Here is a 14,692-nt window from a genome sequence, read left to right on the forward strand (position 1 = left end):
CGCTCAGCCCAGCTTGATCTGTACGTCTACGCCAGCGGCGAGATCAAGCTTCATGAGCGCGTCCACGGTTTTGTCATTCGGGTCGATGATGTCCAGCACACGCTTGTGGGTGCGGGTCTCATACTGATCGCGAGCATCCTTGTCGACGTGCGGGGACGTCAGGATGGTGTACCGCTCGATCTTGGTCGGGAGCGGAATCGGGCCCAGCACCGTTGCACCGGTACGCTTGGCCGTCTCGACGATCTCACTGGCTGAACGGTCGATCAAACGATGATCGAACGCCTTCAACCGAATGCGAATCTTCTGGTTCGCCATAAAAACCGTGTCCTGTTGTCGAAAGAACGTTATGTATTTCAGGCACTTATCAGTGACCTGATTACTCTTGAAAAGCGTAAGCGACTACCGCCCTTGAGGACGGTAGCCGCCTATCTTACTGCATTTTCCCGCAAATTGCAGGGTTGATGCGTATTACTTGATGATCTTGGCCACGACACCCGCGCCGACGGTACGACCGCCCTCACGGATGGCAAAACGCAGGCCGTCGTCCATCGCGATCGGGTGGATCAGGGTGACCACCATCTTCACGTTGTCACCCGGCATCACCATTTCCACGCCCTCGGGCAGCTCGCAAGCGCCGGTGACGTCGGTGGTGCGGAAGTAGAACTGCGGACGGTAGCCCTTGAAGAACGGCGTATGACGGCCACCCTCGTCCTTCGACAGCACGTACACCTCGGCCTCGAAGGTCGTGTGCGGCTTGATCGAACCCGGCTTGGCCAGCACCTGGCCGCGCTGCACGTCGTCACGCTTGAGACCGCGCAGCAGCAGACCGGCGTTATCGCCCGCCTGGCCCTGGTCGAGCAGCTTGCGGAACATCTCCACGCCCGTGACCGTGGTCTTGACCGTGTCGATGATGCCGACCACTTCCACTTCGTCGCCGACCTTGATGATGCCGCGCTCGATACGACCGGTGACCACCGTGCCGCGACCGGAGATCGAGAACACGTCTTCCACCGGCATCAGGAAGCTCTTGTCGATGTCACGCACCGGCTCCGGAATGTAGGTGTCCAGCGCATCGACCAGCTTGATGATCGCCGGCACGCCGATTTCCGACTGGTCGCCTTCCAGCGCCAGCTTGGCCGAGCCGTGGATGATCGGGGTGTCGTCGCCCGGGAACTCGTACTTCGACAGCAGCTCGCGCACTTCCATTTCCACCAGCTCCAGGAGCTCGGCGTCGTCCACCATGTCCGCCTTGTTCAGGAAGACCACGATGTACGGCACGCCCACCTGGCGCGACAGCAGGATGTGCTCGCGCGTCTGCGGCATCGGGCCGTCGGCGGCCGAGCAGACCAGGATCGCGCCGTCCATCTGCGCCGCACCCGTGATCATGTTCTTCACGTAGTCGGCGTGGCCCGGGCAATCCACGTGCGCGTAGTGACGCACCGCGGATTCATATTCCACGTGGGCCGTCGAGATCGTGATGCCGCGCGCCTTCTCTTCCGGCGCCGCGTCGATCTGGTCGTAACCCTTGAATTCTCCACCGAAGCGCTCGGCGCCAACCTTCGTCAGCGCTGCCGTCAAGGTCGTCTTGCCATGGTCCACGTGACCGATGGTGCCGACGTTGACGTGCGGCTTGGTGCGTTCGAATTTACCCTTTGCCATGACTAAAAACCTCTAAAAAAGAACGGTGTTGGATGGGAGGAGAGCCTTATCAGGCCCTCTTCATGACCTGCTCGGCGATGTTGTTCGGCGCCTCGGCGTAATGGTCGAATTCCATCGTGAACGTGGCGCGGCCCTGCGTGAGCGAGCGGATGGTGGTCGCGTAACCGAACATCTCGCCCAGCGGCACCATGGCGTCGATCGTCTTGCCCGACGGCGTGTCTTCCTGGCCGGAAAGCATGCCGCGACGACGGCTCAGATCGCCCATGACGTCACCGACGTAGTCTTCCGGCGTGACCACTTCGACCTTCATGATGGGCTCGAGCAGTACCGGCGACGCCTTCGCGAAGCCCTGCTTGAACGCCATGGAGGCGGCCAGCTTGAACGCCATTTCCGACGAGTCGACGTCGTGGTACGAACCGAACACGAGCTTGACCTTCACGTTCACCACCGGGAAGCCCGCGAGCGGACCGCTGGTGATGGTTTCGCGCAGGCCCTTCTCGACCGAGGGGATGAATTCCTTCGGGATCACGCCGCCGGTGATGTCGTTGATGAACAGGAAGTCGTCCTTCACGCTCGAATCGGCACGGTCGGCTTCGGTCATCGGGGAGAGCTCGATCACGACGTGACCGTACTGACCCTTACCGCCGGACTGCTTGGCGTGCTTGTAATCGGACTTGACGTCCGACAAGCGGATGGTCTCGCGGTAAGCCACCTGCGGCTTGCCGACGTTCGCTTCCACGTTGAACTCGCGGCGCATGCGATCGACCAGGATGTCCAGGTGCAGCTCGCCCATGCCCGAGATGATCGTCTGGCCGGATTCCTCGTCCGTACGCACGCGGAAGGACGGATCCTCCGCGGCCAGGCGACCGAGGGCAACGCCCATCTTCTCCTGGTCGGACTTGGTCTTCGGCTCGACAGCCATCGAGATCACCGGCTCCGGGAACGTCATCCGCTCCAGGGTGATGATGTGATCCTGCGCGCACAGCGTGTCACCGGTGGTGACGTCCTTCAGGCCAACCGCGGCGGCGATGTCACCGGCGCGGACTTCCTTCAGTTCGTGACGCTCGTTCGCGTGCATCTGCAGGATACGGCCGATGCGCTCTTTCTTGGACTTGACCGGGTTGTACACCGCGTCGCCGGCGTTCAACGTGCCCGAATAGACACGGAAGAACGTAAGCGAGCCGACGAACGGATCGGTCATGATCTTGAAGGCAAGCGCCGAGAACGGGGCGGAGTCATCGGCCTTGCGATGATCTTCCTTCTCGTCTTCGTCCAGGCCAGCCACGGGCGGACGATCGGCCGGCGACGGCAGCAGGTTCACTACTGCGTCGAGCATGGCCTGCACGCCCTTGTTCTTGAACGCCGTGCCGCAGAACACCGGGATGATTTCGCTGGCGAGCGTGCGCGTGCGCAGGCCGAAGATGATTTCCTCTTCAGTGAGGTCACCACCTTCCAGGTACTTGTTCATCAGGTCTTCGTTGGCTTCCGCCGCAGCCTCGATCATGAAGGCACGATCTTCCTGGGCCTTCTCAAGGAGATGGGCCGGGATTTCCTGGTATTCGAACTTCATGCCCTGGGATTCCATGTCCCAGATGATCGACTTCATCTTGACGAGGTCGACCACGCCTTCGAAGTTGTCTTCGGCGCCGATCGGCACCTGCATCGGCACGGGATTCGCACCCAGGCGGGCCTTCAGCTGCTCGACGACCTTGTAGAAGTTGGCACCGGTGCGGTCCATCTTGTTGACGAAGGCAAGGCGCGGCACGTGGTACTTGTTGGCCTGGCGCCAGACAGTCTCCGACTGCGGCTGCACGCCACCGACGGCGCACAACACGAACACGGCACCGTCGAGCACGCGCAGCGAACGCTCGACTTCGATGGTGAAGTCGACGTGCCCTGGGGTGTCGATGATGTTGAAGCGGTGCTCGGGCAGCGAACGGTCCATGCCCTTCCAGAATGCCGTGGTGGCAGCGGAAGTGATGGTGATGCCGCGCTCCTGCTCCTGCTCCATCCAGTCCATCGTGGCCGCACCGTCATGGACTTCGCCAATCTTGTGGCTGACGCCGGTGTAGAACAGGATGCGCTCGGTGGTCGTGGTCTTGCCGGCATCGATGTGGGCCATGATGCCGAAATTGCGGTAGCGCTCGATGGGGGTGGTGCGTGCCACGTCGTCGATCCTCAAAAACGAAAGCGGGTATATGGGGTACCCGCGTGCTGATTACCAGCGGTAGTGCGAGAAGGCCTTGTTGGCTTCCGCCATGCGGTGCGTTTCTTCGCGCTTCTTGACAGCGCCGCCACGGCTTTCCGCGGCTTCCAGGAGCTCGGCGGCCAGCTTGCGGGGCATGGATGTTTCACCACGCTTGCGGGCGGCGTCGATCACCCAGCGCATGGCCAGGGCCATGCGGCGGCCGGGACGCACTTCGACGGGCACCTGGTAGGTGGCGCCACCGACACGGCGGGACTTCACCTCGACCGACGGGGCGATGTTGCCCAGGGCTTTCTCGACCAGGGCGACCGGCTCGGCGTTCTTCTGGCCGATCTGCTCCAGCGCACCGTAAACGATGGCTTCGGCGACCGACTTCTTGCCGGATTTCATCACCATGTTGATGAAACGGGCGATGAGCTGGCTGCCGTGCTTGGGATCCGGGAGGACCAGACGGGCGGGATGTGAACCTTTACGCGACATTATCTGAATCCTTTACTTGGCAGCTTTCGGGCGCTTGGCGCCGTACTTCGAACGCGACTTGCGACGCTTGGTGACGCCGGCGCAGTCGAGCGTGCCGCGCACGGTGTGGTAACGAACGCCCGGGAGGTCCTTGACGCGACCGCCGCGGATCAGGACCACGGAGTGCTCCTGGAGGTTGTGGCCTTCGCCACCGATGTAGCTGATGACTTCATACCCGTTGGTCAGGCGCACCTTGGCGACCTTGCGCAGGGCCGAGTTCGGCTTCTTGGGGGTGGTCGTGTACACGCGCGTGCAGACGCCGCGACGCTGCGGGCTGCTCTGCAGGGCAGGCGAAGCGCTTTTGTAGGTCTTCGGGCTGCGGTTTTTGCGCACCAACTGGTTGACTGTCGTCATGCGAAGCTATTCCTGAGAAACATAAAGGCAGACCGATCAAGCTCGGTCTGCCAAGAAGCGGGAATTTAACATGGGCAGCCCGCACCAGCAAGCTAGGCCCTGCCGTCCTTGTCCCGAACACGAGGCGCATCCATGCGCCTCATTTCGTATGTAACCGAGTAAGGAAACTGCGCCTTATTCGGCGGTATCGCTGCTGACCGGGGCTTCGGAGAAGGACAAGCCGGACGAGGCACCCGTAAGGGTATCGAGGTCCGCTGCCGAGAGCCCGCCCGAGCGGCGGCGCGCGGCGTGATACGCCAGGCCGGTGCCTGCAGGGATAAGACGCCCAACAATAACATTTTCCTTGAGGCCCCGCAACATGTCACGGGTGCCGCGGACGGCCGCCTCGGTCAGGACCCGGGTGGTCTCCTGGAAGGAGGCCGCCGAGATGAACGACTCGGTCGCCAGCGATGCCTTGGTGATGCCCAGCAGGACCGATTCGAACTCGGCCGGACGCTGGTCACGGCTGGCCGCGCGGTTGTTTTCCGCGTTGATGCGGACCCGCTCGACCTGCTCGCCACGGAGGTAGTGGCTTTCACCCGGATCGGTGATCTCGACCTTGCGCAGCATCTGGCGAATGATCGCTTCGATGTGCTTGTCGTTGATCTTCACGCCCTGCAGGCGGTAGACGTCCTGGATTTCCTTGGTGAGGTAGGCCGCGAGCGGCTGCACACCCAGCAAACGCAGGATGTCATGCGGATTCGGCTCGCCGTCGACGACGGTTTCGCCCTTCTCCACATGCTCGCCTTCGAACACGATGACCTGGCGCCACTTGGGAATCAGCTCTTCGTGCTCGTTGCCGTCGACGTCCTTGATCACCAGGCGCTGCTTGCCCTTGGTGTCCTTGCCGAAGCTGACCACGCCCGAGCGCTCGGCGAGGATCGCCTGCTCCTTGGGCTTGCGGGCTTCGAACAAGTCCGCCACGCGCGGCAGACCACCGGTGATGTCGCGGGTCTTGGAGGTTTCCTGCGGGATACGGGCAACCACGTCGCCCACGCCCACTTCGGCCCCGTTCTGGATCGAGACGATGGCGCCGGCCGGCAGGAAGTACTGTGCCGGGATGTCGGTACCGGGGAGCTTGAGCTCACGGCCCTTGGCATCTTCCAGGCGCACGATCGGGCGAAGGTCCTTCGCCTGCGTGCCGCGACGCTTCGGATCGGTGACCACCGCGCTTTCAAGACCGGTGAGCTCATCCGTCTGCGACTGCACGGTGACGCCATCGAGGAAGTCGATGAAGCGCACCACGCCGGCCACTTCGGCGACGATCGGATGGGTATGCGGATCCCAGTTGGCGACCGTCTGGCCAGCCTTGACCGGGTCGCCATCCTTGACGGCGATGGTGGCGCCGTAAGGCACCTTGTAACGCTCGCGCTCGCGGCCGTTGGCATCGAGCACGCTCACTTCGCCCGAACGCGACACTGCCACCAGGTGACCCTGGTTGTGCTGGACGGTCTTGAGGTTGTTGAACTTCAGCGCGCCGGTGGTGCGCACGGTGACGTTGTCCACGGCGGCGGCACGGGAAGCGGCACCACCGATGTGGAACGTACGCATGGTGAGCTGGGTGCCGGGTTCGCCGATCGACTGCGCGGCGACCACACCCACGGCTTCACCCATGTTGACCAGGTGGCCACGGGCAAGGTCACGGCCGTAGCACAGCGCGCAAACGCCATGAGCAGCCTGGCAGGTGATGGGCGAACGCACCTGGAGCAGCTGCACGCCGGCACGGTCAAGCTTGTCGACCAGGGCCTCGTCGAGCAGCGTGTCGCGGGTGACGATGGGCTGGTCGTCGTCGCCGGGGGCGTAGACGTCCTCCACCACCACGCGACCGAGCACGCGCTCGCGCAACGGCTCGACCACATCGCCGCCTTCGACGATCGGAGTCATGGTGACGCCGTTCTCGGTGCCGCAATCGTGCGTGGTGATGACCACGTCCTGGGCCACGTCGACCAGTCGGCGGGTGAGGTAGCCGGAGTTCGCCGTCTTCAACGCCGTATCCGCCAGGCCCTTACGGGCACCGTGGGTGGAGTTGAAGTACTGCAGCACGTTCAGGCCTTCACGGAAGTTCGCCTTGATGGGCGTCTCGATGATCGAGCCATCGGGACGGGCCATCAGGCCGCGCATGCCGGCCAGCTGGCGAATCTGCGCCGCGCTGCCTCGCGCGCCGGAGTCGGCCATGATGTACAGCGAGTTCATCGACTTCTGGTTGACCGTCTTGCCTTCGGCGTCGACCACCTTCTCGGTGCCGATGCCGTCGATCATGGCCTTGGCGACCAGTTCGTTGGTACGCGACCAGATGTCGACCACCTTGTTGTAGCGCTCGCCGGCGGTGACCAGGCCCGACTGGTACTGCTCCTGGATTTCGACCACTTCCTTCTCGGCTTCTTCCAGGATGCCCTTCTTCTCGGCCGGGATCTTCATGTCGTCGATGCCGATGGAGATACCGGCACGCGTGGCGAAGCGGAAGCCCGTGTACATGAGCTTGTCGGCGAAGACGACGGTGTCCTTCAGGCCCAGCAGGCGGTAACTCTGGTTGATCAGGCGAGAGATGTTCTTCTTCGACAGCTCGGTGTTGACCAGGGCGAACGGCAGGCCGGTGGGGATGATCTCGGCCAGCAGCGCACGGCCCACGGTGGTATCGACCAGGCCGAAGGTTTCGCTGGACTTGCCGGTTTCATCGGTGGACACCTGGCGCAGGCGCACCCTGACCTTGGCGTGCAGTTCCACCGCACGGTTGTCATAGGCGCGACGCACTTCGGCGATGTTCGCGAACACCATGCCGGCGCCCTTGGCGTTCACCAGCTCGCGCGACATGTAGTACAGGCCCAGGACGACGTCCTGGGTCGGCACGATGATCGGCTCGCCGTTGGCGGGCGACAGGATGTTGTTCGAAGACATCATCAGGGCGCGGGCTTCCAGCTGCGCCTCGATCGAGAGCGGCACGTGCACGGCCATCTGGTCGCCGTCGAAGTCGGCGTTGAAGGCGGTACAGACCAGCGGATGCAGCTGGATCGCCTTGCCTTCGATCAGGGTCGGCTCGAACGCCTGGATGCCAAGGCGATGCAGCGTGGGTGCGCGGTTAAGCAGCACCGGATGCTCGCGGATGACGTCTTCCAGGATGTCCCACACCTGCCCTTCTTCACGCTCGACCAGCTTCTTGGCGGCCTTGATCGTGGTGGCTTCACCACGGGCCTGCAGCTTGGCGAAGATGAAGGGCTTGAAGAGCTCGAGCGCCATCTTCTTCGGCAGGCCGCACTGGTGCAGCTTGAGCGTGGGACCGACCACGATGACCGAACGGCCGGAGTAGTCCACGCGCTTGCCGAGCAGGTTCTGGCGGAAGCGGCCCTGCTTGCCCTTGATCATGTCGGCCAGCGACTTCAGCGCGCGCTTGTTCGTGCCGGTGATGGCACGGCCGCGGCGGCCATTGTCGAGCAGCGCGTCAACCGATTCCTGCAGCATGCGCTTTTCGTTGCGCACGATGATGTCCGGCGCTGCCAGTTCCAGCAGGCGCTTGAGGCGGTTGTTGCGGTTGATCACGCGACGGTAGAGGTCGTTCAGATCCGACGTGGCGAAGCGGCCACCGTCCAGCGGCACCAGCGGACGGAGGTCCGGCGGCAGCACGGGAAGCACGGTAAGCACCATCCACTCAGGCTTGTTGCCCGACTCCAGGAACGCCTCGATCAGCTTGACGCGCTTGGTGAGGCGCTTGAGCTTGGTCTCGGAATTGGTGGAGGTGATTTCTTCCTTCAGGCGAATCACTTCGGCCGGAAGGTCGAGCGACTTCAGCAGCTCATAGACGGCCTCGGCGCCCATGCGGGCATCGAACTCGTCGCCGTGCTCTTCGGTGGCTTCCAGGTACTGGTCTTCGGAGAGCAGCTGGCCGCGCTCCAGGGCGGTAAGGCCCGGATCGATCACGACGAATGCTTCGAAGTACAGGATGCGCTCGATGTCACGCAGCGTCATGTCCAGCATCAGGCCGATGCGCGAAGGCAGCGACTTCAAGAACCAGATGTGCGCGGTGGGGCTGGCAAGCTCGATGTGGCCCATGCGTTCGCGACGGACCTTGGCCAGGGTGACCTCGGTGCCGCACTTTTCGCAGACCACGCCACGGTGCTTCATGCGCTTGTACTTGCCGCACAGGCACTCGTAGTCCTTGACCGGACCAAAGATCGCGGCGCAGAACAGGCCGTCACGCTCGGGCTTGAACGTACGGTAGTTGATGGTTTCCGGCTTCTTCACTTCGCCGTACGACCACGAGCGGATCAGCTCCGGCGACGCCAACGCGATCTTGATCGCGTCGAAATCCGGCGTTGCACGCTGCTGGTTGAACAGATTCAGTAAGTCTTTCATGCGAAATCTCCGATGACCGCGCCGATCACTTGATCTCTTCCAGGTCGATGTCGATCGCAAGCGAGCGGATTTCCTTCACCAACACGTTGAAGGATTCCGGCATGCCCGCGGCCATCTCGTGGTTGCCGTCGACAATGTTCTTGTACATCTGGTTGCGGCCCTGGACGTCGTCCGACTTCACCGTGAGCATTTCCTGCAAGGTGTAAGCCGCGCCGTAGGCTTCCAGCGCCCACACTTCCATTTCGCCGAAGCGCTGGCCACCGAACTGCGCCTTGCCGCCCAGCGGCTGCTGGGTGACGAGCGAGTAGGGACCCGTGGAACGGGCGTGCATCTTGTCGTCGACCAAATGGTTCAGCTTCAGCATGTGCATGTAGCCGACGGTGACCGGGCGATCGAACGCCTCGCCGGTGCGGCCGTCGAACAGGGTGGTCTGGCCCGACTCGGGCAGGTCCGCCAGCTTCAGCATGGCCTTGATCTCGGACTCCTCGGCACCGTCGAAGACCGGCGTTGCCATCGGCACGCCTGCCCTGAGGTTGGCCGCGAGGTCGAGGATCTCGGAGTCCTTGAGCGACTTCAGGTTGACCAGGCGGGTGGCGCCCTCGGCACCGGCATCACCGTGGTTGTAGACCTGCTCGAGGAACTTGCGCACCTCGCCGGCCTTCTCGTTGGCTTCGAGCATGCGGGCGATCTTCTTGCCCAGGCCCTTGGCAGCCCAACCCAGATGAACCTCGAGGATCTGCCCGATGTTCATACGCGAAGGCACGCCCAGCGGGTTCAGCACGATGTCCACCGGCGTACCGTCGGCGGAGAACGGCATGTCCTCGACCGGCACGATCATGGAGACCACGCCCTTGTTGCCGTGGCGGCCAGCCATCTTGTCGCCCGGCTGGATGCGGCGCTTCACGGCCAGGTACACCTTGACCATCTTCAGCACGCCCGGGGCGAGATCGTCACCCTGGGTGATCTTGCCCTGCTTTTCCTTGAAGCGCTTCTCGAAGTTTTCCTTGTGGCGCTTGACCTGGTCGGCCGCGCGCTCGAGGAACTCGGTGACTTCCTCGTCCTTGACGTTGACCTTGAACCAGTCGTCCTTCTTCAGCGTATCGAGGTAGGCGTTGTCGATCTCGGCGCCACGCTTGAGGCCACCGGGGCCGGAGTTGGCGACCTTGCCCAGCAGCTGCGTGCGCATGCGGGCGTAGATCGCGCCCTCGAGGATGCGGAACTGGTCGTCGAGATCCTTGCGGATACGCTTCAGTTCGGTTTCTTCGATCTGCTTGGCGCGCTTGTCCTTCTCGATGCCGTCGCGGGTGAAGACCTGCACGTCGATGACGTTGCCGTCCATGCCCGGCGGCACGCGGAGCGAGGAGTCCTTAACGTCGGAAGCCTTCTCGCCGAAGATCGCGCGCAGGAGCTTCTCTTCCGGGGTGAGCTGGCTTTCGCCCTTGGGCGTGACCTTGCCGACCAGGATGTCGCCGGCCTTCACTTCCGCACCGATGTAGACGATGCCGCTCTCGTCCAGACGAGCCAGCGCCTGCTCACCCACGTTCGGGATGTCGGCGGTGATCTCTTCCGAACCCAGCTTGGTATCGCGGGCGATGCAGGTGAGCTCCTCGATGTGGATCGAGGTGTAACGGTCTTCCTGCACCACGCGTTCGGAGATCAGGATCGAGTCTTCGAAGTTGTAGCCGTTCCACGGCATGAAGGCGACCAGCATGTTCTGGCCGAGCGCAAGCTCGCCAAGGTCGGTGGAAGAACCATCGGCCAGCGTGTCGCCCACGGCCACCACGTCACCGACGTTCACCAGCGGACGCTGGTTGAGGTTGGTGTTCTGGTTGGAGCGGGTGTACTTGGTGAGGGTGTAGATGTCCACGCCAGCGTCGTTGTCGCCGACTTCTTCCTCGTTCACGCGCACCACGATACGGGCAGCATCGACCTGGTCGATGACGCCGCCGCGGCGGGCGGACACGGTGACACCCGAGTCACGCGCCACGGCGCGCTCGATGCCGGTGCCGACCAGCGGCTTTTCGCTGCGCAGCGTAGGTACGGCCTGGCGCTGCATGTTGGCGCCCATCAGCGCGCGGTTGGCGTCGTCGTGCTCCAGGAACGGAACGAGCGCCGCTGCCACCGACACCGTCTGCATGGGCGAGACGTCCATGTAGTTGATCTCGCTGGACGGACGAAGCTCGGACTCGCCGCGGAAACGGCAGGAGACGAAGTCTTCGAGGAACGCGCCTTCCTTGTCGAGAGGCGAGTTCGCCTGCGCGATCACGTGGTCGCCTTCCTCGATGGCCGAGAGGTAGTCGACCTTGTCGGTGACCTTGCCGTTGGTGACCTTGCGGTACGGGGTTTCCAGGAAGCCGTACGGGTTGGTCCGGGCGTAGACGGCCAGCGAGTTGATCAGGCCGATGTTCGGGCCTTCAGGCGTTTCGATGGTGCAGACGCGGCCGTAGTGCGTGGGATGCACGTCGCGCACTTCGAAGCCGGCGCGCTCACGGGTGAGGCCGCCCGGTCCAAGCGCCGAGACACGGCGCTTGTGCGTGACTTCCGACAGCGGGTTGTTCTGGTCCATGAACTGCGAAAGCTGCGACGAACCGAAGAACTCCTTCACCGCGGCCGCGACGGGCTTGGCGTTGATCAGTTCCTGCGGGGTCAGGCCCTCGGACTCGGCCAGCGACAGGCGCTCGCGCACGGCACGTTCCACGCGGACCAGGCCGATGCGGAAGGTGTTCTCGGCCATTTCGCCGACCGAACGCACGCGGCGGTTGCCCAGGTGGTCGATGTCGTCGACGGTACCGATACCGTTACGGATGTCGATCAGCACCTTGAGCACTTCGAGGATGTCGGACGTGTCGCCCTGTTCCTTCACCAGGCGCTGGGATTCTTCTTCCTTGCGCTCGGAGAAGTACTTGTGATCGTAGAGCACGCCGGGGCCGACCACGTCTTTGCGGCCGACGCGGCGGTTAAACTTCATGCGGCCGACGCCCGAGAGGTCGTAGCGGTCGAAGGTGAAGAACAGATTGAAGAACAGGTTCTGCGCAGCGTCCTTGGTGGGCGGCTCGCCCGGACGCATCATGCGGTAGATCTCGACCAGCGCCTCGAGCTGCGTGCGCGTGTTGTCGATGCGCAGCGTGTTCGAGATGTAGGCGCCGCGATCCAGGTCGTTGACGTACAGCGTGGCGACCGTCTCGATGCCGGCCTTGCGGAAGGCTTCGAGGTTCTCGACGGTGATTTCGTCATTGGCCGAGGCGATCAGTTCGCCCGTGGCCTTGTCGACGATATCGGTGGCCAGGATGCGGCCGACGGGGTAATCGTCGGGCACTTCCAACTGGGCGATCTTCTCGCTGGCGAGCTGGCGCACGTGGCGCGCGGTGATGCGCTTGCCGGCTTCCACCAGCACCTTGCCGTCGAGCATCAGGTCGAACGTGAGGGTTTCACCGCGCAGGCGCTCGGCGACGAGGTCGAGCGTGATGCCACCCTTCTTGCCCAGGTGGAACACGTTGTGCTCGAAGAAGATCCGCAGGATCTCTTCGTTGTTGTAGCCCAGCGCGCGCAGCAGCACGGTGACCGGCAGCTTGCGGCGACGGTCGATACGGGTGAACAGGGCATCCTTCGGGTCGAACTCGAAGTCGAGCCACGAACCACGGTAAGGAATCACGCGCGCGGAGAACAGCAGCTTGCCCGAGCTGTGCGTCTTGCCGCGGTCGTGGTCGAAGAACACGCCCGGGGAACGATGCAGCTGCGAGACGATGACGCGCTCGGTGCCGTTGATGATGAAGGTGCCGGTGTCGGTCATGAGCGGAATTTCGCCCATGTAGACCTCCTGCTCCTTGACGTACTTGACGGCCTTCTTCGATGCCGGGCTGTCCTTGTCGTAGATGACAAGGCGCACGGTGGTGCGCAGGGGCGCACCGAAGGTCATGCCGCGGTTACGGCACTCGCGTTCGTCGAACGCGGGTTCGCCGAGGCGGTATTCGACGTATTCAAGGGCAGCATTGCCCGAATAGCTGACGATCGGGAATACCGACTTGAGCGCGGCGTGCAGGCCGCGGTCATGACGCTGCTTGGGCGCGACCTCGTCCTGCAGGAACTCCTTGTAGGAGTCGGTCTGGATGGTCAGCAGGTTCGGCACCCCAAGTACGGGGGGACGCTTGCCGAAATCCTTGCGGATGCGCTTCTTCTCGGTAAACGAGTAGGTCATGGTGGGTACCGCCTCGGTTCGCTGTGACGCCGGTGGGTGGACACCGGCAAATGATGAAATCGGACATCGGAGATCGGCAATAAGAAGGCCGTTGCGGCCTATTGGCGATGTCCCATGCCCGACAACATGGGGATGGTTTGGTACGGGTACAACTTCACGGCACGGACAACGGGCAAAGCCCGGGGGTTTTCACCCCCAGGCTCCGCTTGACGCTAAAGCGAACTGACGGCGCGCAAGGCGCCGGTTACTTCAGTTCGACGGTGGCGCCGACTTCTTCCAGGTCCTTCTTGAACTTGGCCGAATCTTCCTTCGAAACGCCTTCCTTCAGAACGCCACCAGCCTCGGTGAGGTCCTTCGCTTCCTTCAGGCCCAGGCCGGTGATGGCGCGGACAACCTTGATGACGTCGATCTTCTTCGCGCCGGCGCTGACCAGCACGACGTTGAACTCGGTCTGCTCTTCAGCGGCCGGGCCAGCGGCGGCGGCGGGGCCAGCGGCCACGGCAACCGGGGCAGCGGCGGAAACGCCGAACTTGTCTTCAATGGACTTGACCAGTTCCATGACCTCAACGAGGGACATGGCGGCAATCTTTTCTACGATTTCTGCAGCGGACATGGGTTAACTCCTGGAATTTTCTAACTGGATATTTTTACGAATTGCCGTTGGCGAAGTGCCTTCAGGCCGCCTGCTTCTGGTCGCGGACCGCACCGATCGCGCGGGCCATCTGCGACGCCGGCTCGGCCAGAACGCGCGCGAGCATGGTGGCGGGCTGAGCGAGCACACCGGCGAGCATCGCCAGTGCCTGTTCGCGGGTAGGCAGCGAGGCCAGCACGTCGACGTGGGTGCCAGGGTAAATCTGGCCACCGATCGCTACGAGCTTGGCTTTCAGCTTGTCGTTGCCTTTGGCGAATTCCTTGATCAGGCGGCCAGCGGCACCCGGGTCTTCCACCGAGAAGGCATACACCAGCGGACCGACGAGCTTGTCGGTCGCGGCAGCGTAATCCGTGCCTTCGACGGCACGGCGAACCAGGGTGTTCTTGGCTACTTTCAAGAACACGCCCGACTCGCGAGCCTTTTTGCGCAGCTCGGTGAGCTGTGCAACGGTGATACCCGCGTACTCGGCAGCAACCAGGGAATGTGCCGTGGCAGCCACGTTCGCCAGTTCGGCAACGACCTCTTTCTTTTGCGCAAGATTGAGCGCCATTGCTTTCTCCGAACCGGAATGCAATGCCGTCCGGGCATTACGTTCCTAGCGTTAAACGAATCCATGCATCCTTGCCGGATCCGCCGGCATCTTTCGATGCCGCCTTGGTGGCCGTTCCAGGTAAACCTGTCCGGGCGACACCATCTGCGCAGGCCGTTGTTCCTTTCCAAG

At 63.0% G+C, this 14,692-nt stretch carries 9 protein-coding genes; all 9 read right to left on the reverse strand.

Annotation, left to right across the window (positions count from 1 at the left end; genetic code table 11):
* Positions 1-3: 3 nt before the first annotated feature.
* Positions 4-315, reverse strand: a complete 312-nt coding sequence (gene rpsJ, locus NDK18_RS05060) for a 30S ribosomal protein S10 (protein ID WP_250625406.1) — start codon at positions 313-315, stop codon at positions 4-6.
* Positions 316-468: 153 nt separating this feature from the next.
* Positions 469-1,659: an elongation factor Tu gene (tuf, locus tag NDK18_RS05065; RefSeq protein WP_250625393.1), complete on the reverse strand. Its 1,191-nt coding sequence runs from the start codon at positions 1,657-1,659 to the stop codon at positions 469-471.
* Positions 1,660-1,708: 49 nt separating this feature from the next.
* Positions 1,709-3,826: an elongation factor G gene (gene fusA, locus NDK18_RS05070; protein ID WP_250625405.1), complete on the reverse strand. Its 2,118-nt coding sequence runs from the start codon at positions 3,824-3,826 to the stop codon at positions 1,709-1,711.
* Positions 3,827-3,877: 51 nt separating this feature from the next.
* Positions 3,878-4,345 (reverse strand): 30S ribosomal protein S7, encoded by a 468-nt coding sequence (gene rpsG, locus NDK18_RS05075; RefSeq protein WP_250625403.1) that lies wholly within the window; start codon positions 4,343-4,345, stop codon positions 3,878-3,880.
* A 12-nt stretch (positions 4,346-4,357) separates the two neighbouring features.
* Complete coding sequence (gene rpsL, locus NDK18_RS05080; protein WP_250625402.1) at positions 4,358-4,738, reverse strand: 30S ribosomal protein S12; 381 nt, start codon at positions 4,736-4,738, stop codon at positions 4,358-4,360.
* A gap of 174 nt (positions 4,739-4,912) precedes the next feature.
* Positions 4,913-9,124, reverse strand: a complete 4,212-nt coding sequence (rpoC, locus tag NDK18_RS05085; RefSeq protein WP_250625400.1) for a DNA-directed RNA polymerase subunit beta' — start codon at positions 9,122-9,124, stop codon at positions 4,913-4,915.
* 25 nt (positions 9,125-9,149) lie between these two features.
* Positions 9,150-13,319: a DNA-directed RNA polymerase subunit beta gene (rpoB, locus tag NDK18_RS05090; RefSeq protein ID WP_250625399.1), complete on the reverse strand. Its 4,170-nt coding sequence runs from the start codon at positions 13,317-13,319 to the stop codon at positions 9,150-9,152.
* Between the two features lie 244 nt (positions 13,320-13,563).
* Positions 13,564-13,932: a 50S ribosomal protein L7/L12 gene (gene rplL, locus NDK18_RS05095; protein WP_250625398.1), complete on the reverse strand. Its 369-nt coding sequence runs from the start codon at positions 13,930-13,932 to the stop codon at positions 13,564-13,566.
* Positions 13,933-13,993: 61 nt separating this feature from the next.
* Positions 13,994-14,521, reverse strand: a complete 528-nt coding sequence (rplJ, locus tag NDK18_RS05100) for a 50S ribosomal protein L10 (RefSeq protein ID WP_284691513.1) — start codon at positions 14,519-14,521, stop codon at positions 13,994-13,996.
* Positions 14,522-14,692 lie beyond the last annotated feature (171 nt).

Source organism: Pinirhizobacter soli, from assembly GCF_015905305.1.
GTDB classification, from domain to species: domain Bacteria; phylum Pseudomonadota; class Gammaproteobacteria; order Xanthomonadales; family Rhodanobacteraceae; genus Pinirhizobacter; species Pinirhizobacter soli.

Bases quoted from the DNA above. Each gene is read 5' to 3' on its own strand.
- rpsG (WP_250625403.1), bottom strand. From the start codon at position 4,345: ATGTCGCGTAAAGGTTCACATCCCGCCCGTCTGGTCCTCCCGGATCCC.
- rplL (WP_250625398.1), bottom strand. From the start codon at position 13,932: ATGTCCGCTGCAGAAATCGTAGAAAAGATTGCCGCCATGTCCCTCGTT.
- tuf (WP_250625393.1), bottom strand. From the start codon at position 1,659: ATGGCAAAGGGTAAATTCGAACGCACCAAGCCGCACGTCAACGTCGGC.
- rpsJ (WP_250625406.1), bottom strand. From the start codon at position 315: ATGGCGAACCAGAAGATTCGCATTCGGTTGAAGGCGTTCGATCATCGT.
- rplJ (WP_284691513.1), bottom strand. From the start codon at position 14,521: ATGGCGCTCAATCTTGCGCAAAAGAAAGAGGTCGTTGCCGAACTGGCG.
- rpoC (WP_250625400.1), bottom strand. From the start codon at position 9,124: ATGAAAGACTTACTGAATCTGTTCAACCAGCAGCGTGCAACGCCGGAT.
- rpoB (WP_250625399.1), bottom strand. From the start codon at position 13,319: ATGACCTACTCGTTTACCGAGAAGAAGCGCATCCGCAAGGATTTCGGC.
- rpsL (WP_250625402.1), bottom strand. From the start codon at position 4,738: ATGACGACAGTCAACCAGTTGGTGCGCAAAAACCGCAGCCCGAAGACC.